14 protein-coding genes are annotated in these 16,206 nt (G+C 62.5%); 11 read left to right on the top strand and 3 right to left on the bottom strand.

Annotated features, from left to right (window positions below; genetic code table 11):
- Nucleotides 1-62: 62 nt before the first annotated feature.
- Genes yidC through rpmH form a run of 3 tightly spaced genes read right to left on the bottom strand, consistent with a single transcriptional unit; the run spans nucleotide 63 to nucleotide 2,432 of the window.
- Complete coding sequence (gene yidC, locus M0D43_RS11430) at nucleotides 63-1,790, bottom strand: membrane protein insertase YidC (protein ID WP_260807199.1); 1,728 nt, start codon at nucleotides 1,788-1,790, stop codon at nucleotides 63-65.
- 25 nt (nucleotides 1,791-1,815) lie between these two features.
- Nucleotides 1,816-2,253 carry a ribonuclease P protein component gene (gene rnpA / locus M0D43_RS11425; protein WP_252165031.1) on the bottom strand — a complete coding sequence of 146 codons (438 nt, stop codon included), beginning with the start codon at nucleotides 2,251-2,253 and terminating at the stop codon, nucleotides 1,816-1,818.
- A 38-nt stretch (nucleotides 2,254-2,291) separates the two neighbouring features.
- Nucleotides 2,292-2,432: a 50S ribosomal protein L34 gene (rpmH, locus tag M0D43_RS11420; RefSeq protein WP_002805908.1), complete on the bottom strand. Its 141-nt coding sequence runs from the start codon at nucleotides 2,430-2,432 to the stop codon at nucleotides 2,292-2,294.
- 242 nt (nucleotides 2,433-2,674) lie between these two features.
- Here rpmH and dnaA point away from each other — a divergent pair, with 242 nt between their 5' ends.
- The 11 genes from dnaA (at nucleotide 2,675) to M0D43_RS11365 (ending at nucleotide 16,037) form a co-directional block, all read left to right on the top strand.
- Entirely contained in the window at nucleotides 2,675-4,003 is a 1,329-nt protein-coding gene (dnaA, locus tag M0D43_RS11415) for a chromosomal replication initiator protein DnaA (protein ID WP_252164718.1), read from the top strand.
- Between the two features lie 277 nt (nucleotides 4,004-4,280).
- Nucleotides 4,281-5,381, top strand: coding sequence for a DNA polymerase III subunit beta (gene dnaN / locus M0D43_RS11410; protein ID WP_010364809.1), 1,101 nt, complete (start codon nucleotides 4,281-4,283; stop codon nucleotides 5,379-5,381).
- Between the two features lie 1,070 nt (nucleotides 5,382-6,451).
- Nucleotides 6,452-7,549: a DNA replication/repair protein RecF gene (gene recF, locus M0D43_RS11405; protein WP_252165030.1), complete on the top strand. Its 1,098-nt coding sequence runs from the start codon at nucleotides 6,452-6,454 to the stop codon at nucleotides 7,547-7,549.
- Nucleotides 7,550-7,669: 120 nt separating this feature from the next.
- Nucleotides 7,670-10,114 (top strand): DNA topoisomerase (ATP-hydrolyzing) subunit B, encoded by a 2,445-nt coding sequence (gene gyrB, locus M0D43_RS11400; protein ID WP_252164717.1) that lies wholly within the window; start codon nucleotides 7,670-7,672, stop codon nucleotides 10,112-10,114.
- A 67-nt stretch (nucleotides 10,115-10,181) separates the two neighbouring features.
- On the top strand, nucleotides 10,182-11,018 hold the full coding sequence (locus M0D43_RS11395) for a CPBP family intramembrane glutamic endopeptidase (protein WP_252164716.1): 837 nt from the start codon (nucleotides 10,182-10,184) through the stop codon (nucleotides 11,016-11,018).
- Between the two features lie 185 nt (nucleotides 11,019-11,203).
- Nucleotides 11,204-12,010, top strand: a complete 807-nt coding sequence (locus tag M0D43_RS11390; RefSeq protein WP_252164715.1) for a M48 family metallopeptidase — start codon at nucleotides 11,204-11,206, stop codon at nucleotides 12,008-12,010.
- A gap of 276 nt (nucleotides 12,011-12,286) precedes the next feature.
- Nucleotides 12,287-13,480: a tetratricopeptide repeat protein gene (locus M0D43_RS11385; protein WP_252164714.1), complete on the top strand. Its 1,194-nt coding sequence runs from the start codon at nucleotides 12,287-12,289 to the stop codon at nucleotides 13,478-13,480.
- Between the two features lie 153 nt (nucleotides 13,481-13,633).
- Nucleotides 13,634-14,305 (top strand): energy transducer TonB, encoded by a 672-nt coding sequence (locus tag M0D43_RS11380; protein WP_005912443.1) that lies wholly within the window; start codon nucleotides 13,634-13,636, stop codon nucleotides 14,303-14,305.
- 84 nt (nucleotides 14,306-14,389) lie between these two features.
- Nucleotides 14,390-15,151: a TonB-system energizer ExbB gene (exbB, locus tag M0D43_RS11375; protein WP_005912445.1), complete on the top strand. Its 762-nt coding sequence runs from the start codon at nucleotides 14,390-14,392 to the stop codon at nucleotides 15,149-15,151.
- 46 nt (nucleotides 15,152-15,197) lie between these two features.
- Complete coding sequence (locus tag M0D43_RS11370; protein WP_101365002.1) at nucleotides 15,198-15,620, top strand: ExbD/TolR family protein; 423 nt, start codon at nucleotides 15,198-15,200, stop codon at nucleotides 15,618-15,620.
- Nucleotides 15,621-15,623: 3 nt separating this feature from the next.
- The gene (locus tag M0D43_RS11365; protein WP_005912449.1) at nucleotides 15,624-16,037 is read left to right on the top strand and encodes an ExbD/TolR family protein; all 414 of its coding nucleotides are present in this window, start codon (nucleotides 15,624-15,626) and stop codon (nucleotides 16,035-16,037) included.
- The last annotated feature ends 169 nt before the right edge of the window (nucleotides 16,038-16,206 follow it).

Raw genomic sequence — 16,206 nt, 5'->3', positions numbered from 1 at the left:
AAAGAAACAACAGCTACGGGCTGACATGCAGAAAGCCCGCCTTGCGGCGGGCCTTCTTCAACTCACTTGGCGTTGGCCTGGATGATCTTGCTCGGCTTCTCGCCGTGCTGGCGGATCATCCACCACTGGATCAACAGGCCCAGACCGCCGTTGACCACCCAGTACAACACCAGGCCGGCCGGCATGAAGGCCATCATGACGCCGAACACCAGCGGCATGAACTGCATCATCTTGGCCTGCATCGGGTCCATGCCCGGGGTCGGGGTCAGCTTCTGGGTCGCCCACATGATGGAGATGTTGAGCACCGGCAAAATGAAGTACGGGTCGCGCGCGGTCAGATCCTGAATCCAGCCCAGCCACGGTGCCTGACGCAGCTCCACCGACTCCACCAGCACCCAGTACAGCGCGAAGAAGATCGGCATCTGGATCAACAACGGCAGGCAGCCGCCCATCGGGTTGATCTTTTCCTTCTTGAACAGCTCCATCGTCGCCTGCTGGTACTTGACGCGATCGTCGCCGTAACGCTCCTTCAGCTGTGCCAGGCGCGGCTGGAAGCGGCGCATCTTGGCACCGGACTTGTACTGCGCGGCCGACAGCGGGTACAGCGCCAGACGCAGCAGCACCACCAGGCCGATGATGGACCAGCCCCAGTTGTGCAGAAAGCTGTGCAGGTGGCTCAGCACCCAGAACAGGCCCTGGCCGATGATGGCCATGATCGAGAAGCGGCTGTAATCGACCACACGGTCCAGGCCCTTCACGTCTTCCTTGGCGATCAGGCTGACCAGCTTCGGGCCCACCCACAGGCGCGCTTCGGTGCTGGCGGTCTGACCCGGCGCCACGGTGAAGGCCGGGCCACGCAGTTCGGCCACGTCACGCGGGCCGTCCTGGTTCAGCACATACAGCGAGGCCTGGTCCTTCTGCGGGATCCACGCAGTGAAGAAATGGTGCTGCAGCAACGCCACCCAACCACCGGTGATCTGGCGATTCAGGCCGCCGTCGTCCATGTAGTCCTTGAACGCGCGACGCTCGTAGCCTTCCTGGGGGCTGTACCAGGTCGCACCGTTGAAGCTGAAGGAATCCGGATTGGTCATGCCGCGGCTGAGGATGGTCGGCACCCGGCTCAGCTTGCGGAACACATAACCGTTCCACGGCGCGCCGCTCTTGTTGATCACCTCATCCTTGATCGAGATCGCATAGCGGCCGCGTTCCAGGGTGAAGGTGCGGCGGATCGACACGCCATTGGGGCCATTCCATGCGAACGGCACTACCAGGGTGTTCTGACCCTTGGCCAGCTCGAATGCGGTGCCCGGCTGTTCGGCACGGAAGCCGCCCACGCCAGGGACCGGCGAATGCTCGCTGGCCCAACCGCTGGTGGCGTTGTATGGATGCGCCGCATCTTCGGTCAGCAGACTGACCGGCGCGGTGCCGTCCTTGGTTTGCGGAAACTGCAGCAGCTCGGCATCGAGCACGCTGCGGCCATCCAGCTTCAGGCGCAGCACGTCCGAGGTCAGCGTGATGACCGGCGCGGCGCCGGCAGCAGCAGCAGGGGGCGCGGTGGTGGTGCTGGTCGCCGGGACCGCACCCGGCGCGCCAGCCTGCGGAATCGCCAGAGCAGCGGGCACGTTGGCAGCGCTCGGCGTTGCCGCATCCAGATCACGTGCCGCCGGCACCGACTGCGTCGCAGCCGCCACGGGCGCATTGGCAGCGGTCTTCTCTTTGCCCCACTCCATCCACAGCAGCGCCGCGACCATCAGCCAGGCAAAGATCAGGAAAACACGGGTCTGGTTCATCGGGCAGCAACTCGCTCAGTCGGAACTACAGTTCCGGCTCTGTCGGGGAAAGGGAGGATGGGTGCATCGTCCTGGCGGGCGGCATTGTGCCGGGCGCAGCAGGTAGGGGCAATGCGCCGGCACGGCGCAGCAGACGCACGAAGGCGTCGCGGATCTGTGGATTGGTCGCTTTTGCGGCTGCCGAGCGCGCCACGATGACGTAATCGCCACCGGCCAGCTCAGGTAAGAGATGCCGCATGGCATCGCGCAACACACGTTTGATGCGGTTACGTCCAACCGCGCGGGTATCGACCTTGCGCGACACCGCCATTCCCAGGCGCGGCGGCGTATCGCCAGTGCGCCAGTGCAGGCTCAGTAGCGGATCGGAGGTGCGACGCGCGTTATCGAAGACAACCGTATATTGCGCACGCGTACGAACCCGCGCAGAGCGAGGAAATCGCCTGCACGGGTTCGATGCGTTCACGGTAAGGACTGCCTCGGCCGCAGGGAGCGGCGCGGCAATCAAGCGCTCAGGCGCTTGCGGCCCTTGGCGCGGCGACGAGCCAGGATCTTGCGGCCGTCGGCGGTTGCCATACGTGCGCGGAAGCCATGGTCGCGTGCTCGCTTGAGGTTGCTGGGTTGGAAAGTACGCTTGGTGGCCATGGGGCCCTCTGCATGAATGGAGACGAATAGAACCGGCAATTCTATAGGTCCGCGACATCCCGGGTCAACACCCGGCAGGCTTTACCACAGGTGACGATGACCGCCGCCTGTGGATGGACCTGTGAATAACTCTGGGAAAACCGTGTTCCCGGTGCTAGTCTGGCTCATCCTCTTTTCACTACCGGGCTGCGTGCACGGCGCCTTGCTGCGCGCCGCAGCCAGCAACAGATGATCACACTTTGATGGATGCTTGGCCCCGCTGTCTGGAACGTCTCGAAGCCGAATTCCCGCCCGAAGACGTTCACACCTGGTTGAAACCCCTGCAAGCCGAAGACCGCGGCGACAGCATCGTGCTGTACGCCCCGAACGCCTTCATCGTCGACCAGGTCCGCGAACGCTACCTGCCGCGCATCCGCGAGCTGCTGGCGTACTTCGCCGGCAATGGCGAGGTGGCGCTGGCGGTGGGCTCACGTCCGCGCGCGCCGGAACCTGCTCCGGCACCGATGGCCGTGCCCAGTGCGCCGGTCGCCGCGCCGATCGTGCCGTTTGCCGGCAACCTGGATTCGCATTACACCTTCGCCAACTTCGTCGAAGGCCGCAGCAACCAGCTTGGTCTTGCAGCGGCGATCCAGGCTGCGCAGAAGCCCGGCGACCGTGCGCACAACCCGTTGCTGTTGTACGGCAGCACCGGCCTGGGCAAGACCCACCTGATGTTCGCCGCGGGCAATGCGCTGCGCCAGGCCAATCCGGCTGCCAAGGTGATGTATCTGCGTTCGGAACAGTTCTTCAGCGCGATGATCCGGGCGCTGCAGGACAAGGCGATGGACCAGTTCAAGCGCCAGTTCCAGCAGATCGATGCGTTGCTGATCGACGACATCCAGTTCTTCGCCGGCAAGGACCGCACCCAGGAAGAGTTCTTCCACACCTTCAACGCGCTGTTCGACGGCCGCCAGCAGATCATCCTGACCTGTGACCGCTACCCGCGCGAAGTGGAAGGCCTGGAGCCGCGGCTGAAGTCGCGCCTGGCCTGGGGCTTGTCGGTCGCGATCGATCCGCCGGATTTCGAAACCCGCGCAGCCATCGTGCTCGCCAAGGCGCGCGAACGCGGCGCCGAGATTCCTGATGACGTGGCGTTCCTGATTGCCAAGAAGATGCGCTCCAACGTGCGCGACCTCGAAGGCGCGCTCAACACGCTGGTGGCGCGTGCCAATTTCACCGGGCGTTCGATCACGGTGGAATTCGCCCAGGAGACGCTACGCGATCTGCTGCGCGCCCAGCAACAAGCGATCGGCATCCCCAACATCCAGAAAACCGTGGCGGACTACTACGGTCTGCAGATGAAGGATTTGCTCTCCAAGCGGCGGACCCGTTCGCTGGCACGCCCGCGCCAGGTCGCGATGGCGCTGGCCAAGGAGCTCACCGAACACAGCCTGCCGGAGATCGGCGACGCGTTTGCCGGCCGCGACCACACCACCGTGCTGCATGCCTGCCGGCAGATCCGCACGCTGATGGAGGCCGACGGCAAGCTGCGCGAAGACTGGGAAAAGCTGATTCGCAAGCTCAGTGAGTAGGCCGTTGACCTCGATTGTGACCCTGCTGGAAAAAAGCGTGGAAACGTTGGGGTCAAATGCGGGAGAATCTGTGGATAACGTTGCCTCGCAGGTCGGGCGGAAAACTATCCACAGGTTTTACCGCCAGGCCAGGGGCACTAGTCCAACGACTTTCAGGCGCCAATTTGTCTTTGGAAACAAACAGTTATGGTGGTTGTCCGCTGAAAACGGCCCTACCATCACCACCAAGCTTTTGATTTATTCCATTATCTTTTAAAGCATAGGGGCACGGAACCACATGCGTTTTACACTGCAGCGCGAAGCCTTCCTCAAACCATTGGCCCAGGTGGTCAATGTGGTCGAACGCCGTCAAACCCTGCCGGTTCTGGCCAATCTGCTGGTGCAGGTCAAGGACGGACAGGTCTCCTTGACCGGTACCGACCTGGAAGTGGAAATGATCTCGCGCACGATGGTGGAAGACGCGCAAGACGGCGAAACCACGATTCCGGCGCGCAAGTTGTTCGACATCCTGCGTGCCCTGCCCGACGGCAGCCGCGTCACCATCTCGCAGACCGGCGACAAGGTCACGGTGCAGGCCGGGCGTAGCCGTTTCACCCTGGCCACGCTGCCGGCCAACGATTTCCCGTCGGTGGACGAAGTCGAGGCCACCGAGCGCGTGGTGGTGCCCGAGGCTGGGCTGAAGGAACTGATCGAGCGCACCGCGTTCGCGATGGCGCAGCAAGACGTCCGGTATTACCTCAACGGTCTGTTGTTCGATCTGCGCGACGGTTTGCTTCGCTGCGTGGCGACCGACGGCCACCGTTTGGCCTTGTGCGAGATGGAGTTGGAGAAGGCTGGCGGCGCCAAGCGCCAGATCATCGTGCCGCGCAAAGGCGTGACGGAGCTGCAGCGCTTGTTGGAAGGCGCCGATCGCGAAGTGGAGCTGGAAGTCGGTCGTAGCCATATCCGCGTTAAGCGCGGCGATGTGACCTTCACCTCGAAGCTGATCGACGGGCGTTTCCCCGACTACGAGGCGGTGATTCCGATTGGTGCCGATCGAGAGGTCAAGGTTGATCGCGAAGCGCTGCGCGCATCGCTGCAGCGAGCGGCCATTCTTTCGAACGAGAAGTACCGCGGCGTACGTGTGGAAGTGTCGCCAGGCCAGTTGAAGATCAGCGCGCATAACCCCGAGCAAGAAGAAGCACAGGAAGAAATTGAAGCGGATACCAAGGTCGATGACCTGGCCATTGGCTTCAACGTCAACTATCTGCTCGACGCGTTGTCGGCGCTACGCGATGAGCACGTGGTCATCCAGCTGCGGGATGCGAATTCGTCCGCGTTGGTGCGTGAGGCCAGCAGCGAGAAGTCGCGTCACGTGGTGATGCCACTGCGTCTCTGACGCTTCGTTCCACGTGGAACACGAGAGCCCGGCGAAAGCCGGGCTTTTTGTTGCGTTGTGCTGCAGCTTGTTGGGCCTAGCGTGCGTGAGTCGGCATGGCGCAATCGCCTTAACGCGGAAACACTGCGCTGCTGGAGCGGCGGTTTTAGCGGAAGACGCAAACGCATTACGCAATCATCTGGACTGCGTCTTCAGCGCGAATTTTCAGCTGGCCCCAATGTTGACATCACTGGCTGACGGCCTGCATCAGGCAGGCACCGATACATGTCGTCCGCAATCCCCATTCGATTAGCACGCTCTTTACCGATGATAGTTAAGCCCGTTTCCAGACGAGCCGAGTGCGGGATGCAATCCAGACGCGCGCGTGTCTCGTGCAGACCTGCGTTGAACCCAGAGGAGATCTTGCTTACGCAACGCCACGGCTAGTGGCCTGCACATGTCTCCATTCGCCAGATAAGGCCGCGGTTGACAAGCCAGTTTCAACGCATCAGCAATCTCAACCGAGTTCGGCTATGCGTCCGAGTTCGTGCAGATGCTCTCGCTCTCGAAGGGCGGAACGCGTTCCGTTGGGATTGGTACGAGCTTCAGCTTTCATGAGACCAAGTCTCTTTTGTTGGAGATTCCCATGGAGTGCAGCTAGCGTTTGGAACTGAATCAGTTCAGCAAAAGATTGCGAGACGCGCACTGTCCGTGTGCCTCGCTCGTTGGTTGGCCAGGCTCTGGTTGTTCGCTTAAGACCGTTTTTGACTTATGCACATCGTGCTTTGCTTTTAAATCTAGAAATAATTTAAGAGCTTGGTGGTGATGGTAGGGGCAGATTTCACCGAAAAGTAGATCAAGTTGTTGTTTATAAACGCTTTTGTGGGAACGAAACACTGTGTTTATAAGCCTGTTTGCACGCCTACAAGCTGTGGATAAGGCGAAAGCGGCTTCAGTGCCCTGCTTTTATCCACAGGTTATCCCCTTTCGGTCCAAGACTGTCCCTGCGCATGTCTGCACGGCTTTCATGCCGATCACGTATCCTTCGATCCGACCGGCATGCCGGATTACACGCCAGAGCACACCGATCAATGCATGTAGTGCGGTTGTCCATTCATCGGCTTCGTCGGTTCCAAACGGTCGAGCTGCATCCCGCCAGTGCGTTGAATCTGCTGACCGGCGATAACGGCGCGGGCAAGACCAGCGTGCTCGAGGCGCTGCACCTGATGGCGTACGGGCGTAGCTTCCGTGGCCGAGTCCGCGACGGCCTGATTCAACAGGGCACACCTGACCTTGAAGTGTTCGTGGAGTGGAAGGAAGGCGGCGCTGCAGGTGAGCGGACACGTCGTGCCGGCTTGCGTCATAGCGGGCAGGAATGGACGGGGCGCCTGGATGGCGAGGACGTGGCGCAGTTGGGATCTTTGTGTGCCGCGTTGGCCGTGGTGACCTTCGAGCCGGGTAGTCACGTGTTGATTAGCGGTGGTGGTGAACCACGCCGCCGCTTCCTGGATTGGGGTCTGTTCCACGTGGAACCCGATTTCCTGGCCCTGTGGCGCCGCTACGCCCGAGCGCTCAAGCAGCGCAACGCACTGCTCAAGCAAGGCGCGCAGCCTCGCATGCTGGATGCTTGGGATCACGAACTTGCCGAATCCGGGGAAACGCTGACGTCCCGGCGCATACGCTACCTGGAGCGGTTGCAGGAACGGCTGATTCCAGTGGCTGAGGCGATCGCGCCATCGCTTGGCTTGTCCTCACTGACGTTTGCTCCTGGGTGGAAGCGCCACGACGTTTCTCTTGCCGATGCCCTTTTGCTTGCCCGCGAGCGCGATCGTCAGAACGGTTACACCTCACAAGGTCCGCACCGTGCAGATTGGATGCCCAGCTTCGACGTGCTTCCTGGCAAGGACGCGCTTTCCCGCGGCCAAGCCAAGCTCACTGCCCTGGCCTGTCTACTCGCACAGGCCGAAGACTTTGCCTTCGAGCGCGGCGAATGGCCGGTCATCGCGTTGGATGACCTGGGTTCGGAGCTGGATCGGCATCACCAGGCGCGCGTTTTGCAGCGGCTTGTTGCCGCGCCAGCGCAAGTGCTGATCACCGCGACCGAGACCCCGCCTGGGCTGGCAAACGCTGGTGCGCTGTTGCACCGGTTCCACGTGGAACACGGCCAGGTCGCGCTGCAGGCGTCCTAGGATTGAGCTCAACGGCCAGGGTGGGCCGACTGGTATAATTTGTCTCGCTATCCCCCTTTTCCCACGGTGCAAAGCGGCTACTGCCGTCTTTGCCTGTGTTGTGGAGCCAACGGCACGCGCATGACCGACGAACAAAACACCCTGCCAACACCCAACGGCACCTACGACTCCAGCAAGATCACCGTGCTGCGTGGCCTGGAAGCCGTCCGCAAGCGCCCCGGCATGTATATCGGCGACGTCCATGACGGCACCGGCTTGCACCACATGGTGTTCGAGGTGGTCGACAACTCGGTCGACGAAGCCCTGGCCGGCCACGCCGACGACATCGTGGTCAAGATCCTGGTCGATGGCTCGGTGGCGGTGTCCGACAACGGCCGTGGCGTGCCGGTCGACATCCACAAGGAAGAAGGCGTCTCGGCGGCGGAGGTGATCCTCACCGTGCTGCATGCCGGCGGCAAGTTCGACGACAACAGCTACAAGGTATCCGGCGGCCTGCACGGCGTGGGCGTGTCGGTGGTCAATGCGCTGTCCGAGCACCTGTGGCTGGACATCTGGCGCGACGGCTTCCACTACCAGCAGGAATACGCGCTCGGCGAGCCGCAGTACCCGCTCAAGCAGCTGGAAGCCTCGACCAAGCGCGGCACGACGCTGCGTTTCAAGCCGTCCGTGGCCATCTTCAGCGACGTCGAGTTCCATTACGACATCCTGGCGCGCCGTCTGCGCGAGCTGTCGTTCCTCAATTCCGGCGTCAAGATCACCCTGATCGACGAGCGCGGTGAAGGCCGTCGCGATGATTTCCATTACGAAGGCGGCATCCGCAGCTTCGTCGAGCATCTGGCGCAGCTAAAGTCGCCGCTGCACCCGAACGTGATCTCGGTGACCGGCGAGCACAACGGTATCGTGGTGGACGTGGCCCTGCAGTGGACCGACGCCTACCAGGAAACCATGTACTGCTTCACCAACAACATCCCGCAAAAGGATGGCGGTACCCATCTGGCCGGCTTCCGCGCTGCGCTGACGCGTGTGCTCAGCAACTACATTGAGCAGAACGGCATCGCCAAGCAGGCCAAGGTGGCCCTGACCGGCGATGACATGCGCGAAGGCATGATCGCGGTGCTGTCGGTGAAGGTGCCCGACCCCAGCTTCTCCTCGCAGACCAAGGAAAAGCTGGTCAGTTCGGACGTGCGCCCGGCGGTGGAAAACGCCTTCGGTGCGCGACTGCAGGAGTTCCTGCAGGAGAACCCGAACGAAGCCAAGGCCATCACCGGCAAGATCGTCGATGCCGCCCGCGCCCGCGAAGCCGCCCGCAAGGCGCGCGACCTCACCCGCCGCAAGGGTGCGCTGGACATCGCCGGCCTGCCCGGCAAGCTGGCCGACTGCCAGGAAAAAGATCCGGCGCTGTCGGAATTGTTCATCGTCGAGGGTGACTCGGCAGGTGGCTCGGCCAAGCAGGGCCGCAACCGCAAGAACCAGGCGGTGCTACCGTTGCGCGGCAAGATCCTCAATGTCGAACGCGCGCGCTTCGACCGCATGCTGGCGTCCGACCAGGTCGGCACGCTCATCACTGCGCTGGGCACCGGTATCGGCCGCGACGAGTACAACCCGGACAAGCTGCGTTACCACCGCATCATCCTGATGACCGACGCCGACGTCGACGGCTCGCACATCCGCACCCTGCTGCTGACCTTCTTCTACCGGCAGATGCCGGAGCTGATCGAGCGCGGCTACATCTACATCGGCCTGCCGCCGCTGTACAAGCTCAAGCAGGGCAAGAGCGAGCTGTATCTGAAGGACGACGCGGCGCTTAACGCTTACTTGGCCAGCAATGCGGTCGAAGGTGCGGCGCTGATTCCGGCCACCGACGAGCCGCCGATCACCGGCGAAGCGCTGGAAAAACTGCTGATGCTGTTCACCAGCGCCAACGAAGCGATCGCGCGCAATGCGCACCGCTACGACCCGGCGCTGCTCACCGCATTGATCGACCTGCCGCCGCTGGATGTGGAAAAACTGCAGGCCGAAGGCGACCAGCACCCCACCCTGGATGCGTTGCAGGCAGTGCTCAATCGCGGCACCCTGGGCACCGCGCGTTACCAGCTGCGCTTCGATCCGGGCACTGAGACCGCGCCTGCCACGCTGGTGGCCATCCGCCGGCACATGGGCGAGGAGTTCACCCAGGTGCTGCCGATGGGCGCGTTCGAAAGCGGCGAGCTGCGTCCGCTGCGGGAAGTGTCGCTGGCGCTGAACGACCTGATCCGCGAGGGCGCGCAGATCGTGCGTGGCAACAAGACCCACCCGATCACCAGCTTCGCCCAGGCGCACGCCTGGTTGCTGGAAGAGGCCAAGCGCGGCCGCCAGGTACAGCGCTTCAAGGGCCTGGGCGAAATGAATGCCGAGCAGCTGTGGGAAACCACGGTCAACCCGGACACGCGCCGCTTGTTGCAGGTGCGGATCGAGGATGCGGTGGCCGCCGACCAGATCTTCAGCACCCTGATGGGCGATGTGGTCGAACCACGCCGCGACTTCATCGAGGACAACGCGCTGAAGGTGTCCAACCTGGATATCTGAGCCGCCAGCCCCGACCAGCACAGCGCGATCGCGGCGTGCTGGTCGGGGCGGTGTCCGCAGGACGACGATGCGCACAGATCTTCCACCGCCCCCGGCACCGCGCTCGGTTGCCGGCAGGCCGCCGCTGCTGGCCGTGCTCGTGGGGTTTTGGGTCGACGCGCTCATCGCCGCCGGCCTGTTGCTAACGCTCAGCGTGGCAGGCTTTGCGTTGTGGGGCGCGGTGCGTGGCTTTAGCCATGTGCAGGCGGCCAGGGCGCAAGGCCTGACGCCGTCCTCTACCGACGTCATGGCCGCCATCGGCCAACCCGGTGTATTGGTGCAGCTGCTCACCGCGCTGGTCAGCACGGCCACGCCGGCGCTGCTGCTGTACTACTGGCGTCGCCGTGCCACTGCTGCCGAACAAACCGCCTCGCGGGCTGCTGCGCGGCGCGCTTCCACCTGGGGCTGGACTGCCCTGATCGCCGCTGCCGTGTTCCTGCTCAGCAATCTGGTCAGCGTGGCGGCGTCGGCGCTGGGCATCAAACCGGTGCCGACCAACCTGCCGTTGATGGAAGAAGCGCTCCAACACTGGCCGCTGGCATTGACGCTGTTTGCGGTGGTCATCGCGCCGGCCTACGAGGAATTGCTGTTCCGGCGCGTGCTGTTCGGGCGCCTGCTCAGTGCCGGCCGCCCATGGCTGGGCATCGTGCTGAGTGGCGCGATTTTCGCCCTGGTGCATGAAGTTCCCGGCATCAGCGGAAATGGCCCTGCCGCCATCGCCCAGCTGTGGCTGGTGTACGGTAGCATGGGCGCGGCGTTCGCATGGCTGTATTGGCGTACCGGCACGCTGTGGGCACCGATCGCCGCGCATGGCATCAATAACGCCACTGCGCTGGCAGCCTTGTACTTTTTCGGGCTTGGCTGAGCCAATCGCGGCTACGCCCGACTGCGCTGCCGCCGCAGCGCGACGGGACCTGACGACAGAAGTGACCCGCACTCTCCGCAGCCCCAATCGCTACCGCACACGCGCGCGTTGTGGGCCGCACGGGCCGTTTGACGAAAAGTTAAGCCGAGCCTGCCAGAATGCCCCCATGGTTCTAGGGGGATCGAATGAAAGCCAAGCTGTTGACCGTTGTTGCCGTGCTTGCACTGACGGCGTGTGCCACCACAACTTCGCCAACCGGCCGCCGACAGGTGGTGGGTGGCGTGTCGCAACAGCAATTGGACCAGTTGGGCGCGCAGTCTTTCGCGCAGACCAAGGCCAAGGAAACAGTCAGTACCGACGCCAAGCAGAACGCTTACGTGCAGTGCGTAGTCAATTCGCTGGTGGCGCAACTGCCGCCGCAATGGCGCGAAACCAAGTGGGAAACCGCGCTGTTCGTGGATAACGAAGCCAATGCGTTCGCCCTGCCCGGTGGAAAGGTCGGTGTGAACACCGGCATCTTCACCGTGGCCAAGACGCAGGATCAGCTCGCCGCTGTGCTCGGTCACGAGATTGGCCACGTCATCTCGCGCCATCACGAAGAGCGCATCACCCGTCAGCTCGGCGCGCAGACCGGCCTGGGCATCATCGGCGCGCTCGCCGGCGCCGCCTATGGCGACGGGGCGGCCAGCGCGGTCAATCAGGTTGGCGGTATGACTGCCCAGACAGTGTTCCTGCTGCCCGGTTCGCGCACCCAGGAAAGCGAAGCCGATGTGGTTGGCCAACGTCTGATGGCCCAGGCTGGGTTCGATCCGGCTCAGGCGGTGACGCTGTGGCAGAACATGATGGCCGCCAGCGGCAACCGCCAACCCCAGTGGTTGTCGACCCACCCCGACCCTGCCAACCGCATCCGCGAACTGCAGGCCGACGTTGGCCAGCTCGAACCGGTCTACCAGCAGGCCAAGCAGGCCGGGCGCGTGCCGCGTTGTGGCTAGACCCGCTAACAGCATCTGCCCGGCTTTCCTGAACCCGTGCGGGTACCGGCCTGGATCCAACGCCTGCCTGATTACACTGCGGCAGCAGACGTCGCGACCGCTGACTGGCTGTTAGTTGCGCTAAGACGTCTGTTCCACGTTCCCGCTTGTCGCACCACAACATGGAAACCGTTTTCGGGAACTGAGACTTTCTGCTAAGTTTGCCGGCTCAGATTTTTCGTACAGCGCCCATTCCGCTTTTCGTACCGCCCGACGGCGGATCGTCCGAGGTGAAACATGAAACTGCTCAACCGCAAGCAAGCCCTGTTGTCCCTGTTCATTGCCGCGTCGCTGGGTGGGGCTGTTGTCACCGATGCGGTCGCGCAGTCGGACCGTTCCTCCGAACGCGCCAGCCGCAAATCCAAAAGCGGCAAGGCTGAGGAGCTGTACCCGCAGTCGACCCGTCAGGCACCGACGATCAAGCCGTCCTCGAAGTTGAGCAGCAAGCTGCAGAAGCTGATCGAAACCTTCAACAAGGGCGAAGACTATCCGGGCGTGCGCACCCAGGCCGATGAGATCCTGGCCAACAGCGCTGCCAACGACGCTGACAAAGCGCTGGCCGCACAGCTCGCTGCGCAGGCTGCTTACAACCTGGACGACACCGCTGCTGCCAAGAAGTATCTGCAGCAGGCCATCGGCCTGAACGCGCTGGACAACAATGGCCAGTTCCAGTCGATGCTGATGCTCGCGCAGCTGCAAATGCAGGACGACCAGCAGGCCGAAGGTCTGGCCACGCTGGACAAGTACCTGGAACAGAGCAAGTCGCAGCGTCCGGAAGATCTGATCCTCAAGGGCCAGGCGCTGTACCAGGCCGAGCGCTACAAGGAAGCGATTCCGGTGTTGAAGCAGGCCATTGCCGCCTCGCCCGAACCCAAGGACACATGGAACCAGTTGCTGATGGCGTCCTACGCCGAAGCCGGCCAGACCGGTGAAGCCGTCGCGGCCGCCGAGGCGCTCGCAGCCAAGACGCCGAACGACAAGAAGGCCCAGCTCAACCTGGCCAGCATGTACATGCAGGCCGACCAGATGGACAAGGCCGCAGCCGTGATGGACAAGCTGCGTGCCGCCGGGCAGTTGACCGAAGAAAAGGAATACAAGCAGTTGTATTCCATCTACGCCAACACCGAGAACAAAGAAAAGGACGTCATCGCTGTCATCAATGAGGGTATGCAAAAAGGCATCCTCAAGCCTGATTATCAGACATACCTCGCGCTGGCACAGTCGTATTACTACAGCGACGATGTGCCGAAGGCGATCGAAAACTGGCAGAAGGCCGCACCGCTTTCCAAGGATGGCGAGACGTATTTGAATCTGGCCAAGGTGCTGCACTCGGAAGGTCGCATCCCGGAGGCCAAGCAGGCCGCACAGCAGGCGATCGCCAAGGGTGTTAAAAAACCCGAAGACGCCAAGAAGATCATCAACCTGAAGTAAAAAAGAAAATAAACCCCCGAAATCCCTGTGTTTTTAGTGGTTACAGGACTCGGGATTGGTATAAGCTTGGGAGTTCCTGCGGTGTCAAAGCCGTCCGAAAACCTGGGGATCATCACAGTGATCCGGGGCCCCCACTGAAAGAGCCATTGGCGCATGACGGAACAACTCGTTATCCACAGGCATGACTATGATGCCGGGAACCAGGGTCTGAGCTGGGCCCGCATTATCGGCATTGCTTTTGTAATTGCTTTGCACCTCACTGCACTGATGATGTTGCTGATCCCTGCAGTGGCGCCGAAGGCTCCGGCAGAGAAGGAGCGCACCACCATGGTCACCTTGGTGGATGCACCGCCTCCTCCCCCGCCGCCGCCGCCGCCGCCGCCGCCGGAAGACAAGCCGCCGCCGCCGGTCAAGAATCTGTCGCCGCCGAAGCCTTCACCGGTTCCGCCGCCGCCGGAAGCTCCGGTCGTGGACGTTCCCGAACCGCGTCCGAGCGATATCGTCACGCCGCCGAGCCCGCCGAGCCCTCCGGCTCCGCCGAGCGACATTGGCGCCAGCGTCGATATCTCGTCCAAGAACATGAACCCACCGAAGTATCCGCCGGCTGCATTCCGTGCCGGTGTCCAAGGTGAGGTCATCCTGATCGTGGATGTGGATGCCAGCGGCAACGTGACCAACGTGTCGGTCGAAAAGTCCAGCCGCAACCGCGACCTTGACCGTGCCGCGATGGACGCAGCACGCAAGTGGAAGTTCAACGCCTCCACTGTCAACGGGCAGAAAGCCGCCGGACGTGTCCGCGTCCCGGTCAACTTTGCTCTGAACTGATCCACGGGCCGGCCACGGTCGGCCCAGGATCCTGTCTTCCTTTCGCTCCACCCTTCATCACCACACACAACAAAGGTAAGCGTCATGCTGCAGGAATTCTTTATCGCCGCCGCTGCAGGGGGCTCCAATCCGTCGGCCGCTCTGTCGCAGATGGGCTTCGAGCACTTGATCACCGAGATGACCTCCAGCCCCGGCGACTTCGCCGTGTCTTGGGTCGTGTTGATCACCCTGATCGCCATGTCCGCTGCCTCCTGGTACTGGACTGTCATCAACATCTTCCGCGCCACCCGTCTGAAGAGCGCGGCTGACCGCGTCACTACCGCGTTCTGGGATGCCCCGAATGCACAGGACGCGATCCGCGCCATGGAAGAACAGCCGGCTTCCGAGCCGTTCTCCAAGATCGCACTGGACGCAGCCCAGGCTGCTGCTCACCACCAGCGCGCCGAAGGCAGCACCGGTGGCCTGGGCGAGAGCCTGAGCCGTTCGGAGTTCGTCGACCGTGCCCTGCGTCAGGCCGTGACCCGCGAAAGCACCAAGCTGCAGTCGGGCATGACCCTGCTGGCCACCGTCGGTGCGACCGCGCCGTTCGTCGGTCTGCTCGGTACCGTGTGGGGCATCTACGGCGCGCTGATCAAGATCGGTGCAACCGGTTCGGCCTCCATCGACGCCGTTGCCGGCCCGGTGGGTGAAGCGCTGATCATGACCGCGATCGGTCTGTTCGTCGCCATCCCGGCCGTGTTCGCGTTCAACTTCTTCTCCAAGGTCAACAGCTCGGTGATCGCCAAGTTCGACACCTTCGCCCACGACCTGCACGACTTCTTCGCCACCGGTTCGCGCGTTCGCTAATCCGGTTGTCAAGAACGCCTTCGCAACGATTTAGACGGAGCCCGTTATGGCCTTCAGTAGTGGAAACAGCGGTGGCCCGATGGCCGACATCAACGTGACGCCCCTCGTGGACGTCATGCTGGTGCTGCTGATCATCTTCATCATTACGGCGCCGCTGATGTCCCATAAGATCAAGGTGGACCTGCCACAGGCCAACTTGATCCAGAAGGAAGATGCGGAGAAGCGCGCCGCGCCGATCACCCTGGCCGTCAAGGAAGATGGGTCGCTGTACTGGAACGACGAGCCGATTTCCAAGGAAGCCTTGGAGTCGCGCCTGTCCACCGCTGCACAGCAGACCCCGCAGCCGCCGCTCAATTTGCGTGGCGACCGCACGACCAAGATGCGTACGATCAACGAGATCACCAAGATCGCGCAGGGTCAGGGCATGCTGGACGTCGGTTTCGTTGCAACCAAAGTGAAGGGGCAGTAAGCCATGGCATTTAGTACTGGTGGAAGCCGTGGGCCGATGGCCGACATCAACGTCACGCCCCTCGTGGACGTGATGCTGGTGCTGCTGATCATCTTCATCGTCACCGCGCCGATCATGACCTACCCGATCGCCGTGGATCTGCCGCAGCGGGTGCTCAACCCGCCACCGCAGACGACCGAACCGCCGCCGCCGATCGAATTGCGGATCGACGCCAGTAACCAGGTGTTCTGGAACAACAGTCCGACCCCGGTCGATGTGTTGCAACAGAAGATGGAAGAAGTGGTGCAGGCCGATCCGACCAATCAGCCGGAACTGCGCATCGATGCAAATCCGGATGCGGAGTACGAAGTGATGGCCAAGGTGCTGGCCGCTGCGAAGAACTCGCAGATGAAGAAAATCGGCTTCATGCAGCAGTAAACGTATCTGCAAGACCGCAACACAACAGTCATGACGCGACTGCAACGCCACCGGAAACGGTGGCGTTTTTTTTTCTGCTGTGTGCGTAGTGGTCGCTGCAACCATGCATGTGGTGCAGCGATCTCGATCACATTGCGCCCTAGCCAATGAGGGAGAGCTGCAGTAAAGC

Origin of the sequence: Xanthomonas prunicola, from assembly GCF_025266575.1 — a bacterium.
In the GTDB taxonomy this organism is placed as follows: domain Bacteria; phylum Pseudomonadota; class Gammaproteobacteria; order Xanthomonadales; family Xanthomonadaceae; genus Xanthomonas; species Xanthomonas prunicola.
This window is presented reverse-complemented; position numbering and strand designations above follow the sequence as displayed.

Bases quoted from the DNA above. Each gene is read 5' to 3' on its own strand.
- yidC (WP_260807199.1), bottom strand. From the start codon at position 1,790: ATGAACCAGACCCGTGTTTTCCTGATCTTTGCCTGGCTGATGGTCGCG.
- rpmH (WP_002805908.1), bottom strand. From the start codon at position 2,432: ATGGCCACCAAGCGTACTTTCCAACCCAGCAACCTCAAGCGAGCACGC.
- dnaA (WP_252164718.1), top strand. From the start codon at position 2,675: ATGGATGCTTGGCCCCGCTGTCTGGAACGTCTCGAAGCCGAATTCCCG.
- dnaN (WP_010364809.1), top strand. From the start codon at position 4,281: ATGCGTTTTACACTGCAGCGCGAAGCCTTCCTCAAACCATTGGCCCAG.
- recF (WP_252165030.1), top strand. From the start codon at position 6,452: ATGCATGTAGTGCGGTTGTCCATTCATCGGCTTCGTCGGTTCCAAACG.
- gyrB (WP_252164717.1), top strand. From the start codon at position 7,670: ATGACCGACGAACAAAACACCCTGCCAACACCCAACGGCACCTACGAC.
- M0D43_RS11395 (WP_252164716.1), top strand. From the start codon at position 10,182: ATGCGCACAGATCTTCCACCGCCCCCGGCACCGCGCTCGGTTGCCGGC.
- M0D43_RS11390 (WP_252164715.1), top strand. From the start codon at position 11,204: ATGAAAGCCAAGCTGTTGACCGTTGTTGCCGTGCTTGCACTGACGGCG.
- M0D43_RS11385 (WP_252164714.1), top strand. From the start codon at position 12,287: ATGAAACTGCTCAACCGCAAGCAAGCCCTGTTGTCCCTGTTCATTGCC.
- M0D43_RS11380 (WP_005912443.1), top strand. From the start codon at position 13,634: ATGACGGAACAACTCGTTATCCACAGGCATGACTATGATGCCGGGAAC.
- exbB (WP_005912445.1), top strand. From the start codon at position 14,390: ATGCTGCAGGAATTCTTTATCGCCGCCGCTGCAGGGGGCTCCAATCCG.
- M0D43_RS11370 (WP_101365002.1), top strand. From the start codon at position 15,198: ATGGCCTTCAGTAGTGGAAACAGCGGTGGCCCGATGGCCGACATCAAC.
- M0D43_RS11365 (WP_005912449.1), top strand. From the start codon at position 15,624: ATGGCATTTAGTACTGGTGGAAGCCGTGGGCCGATGGCCGACATCAAC.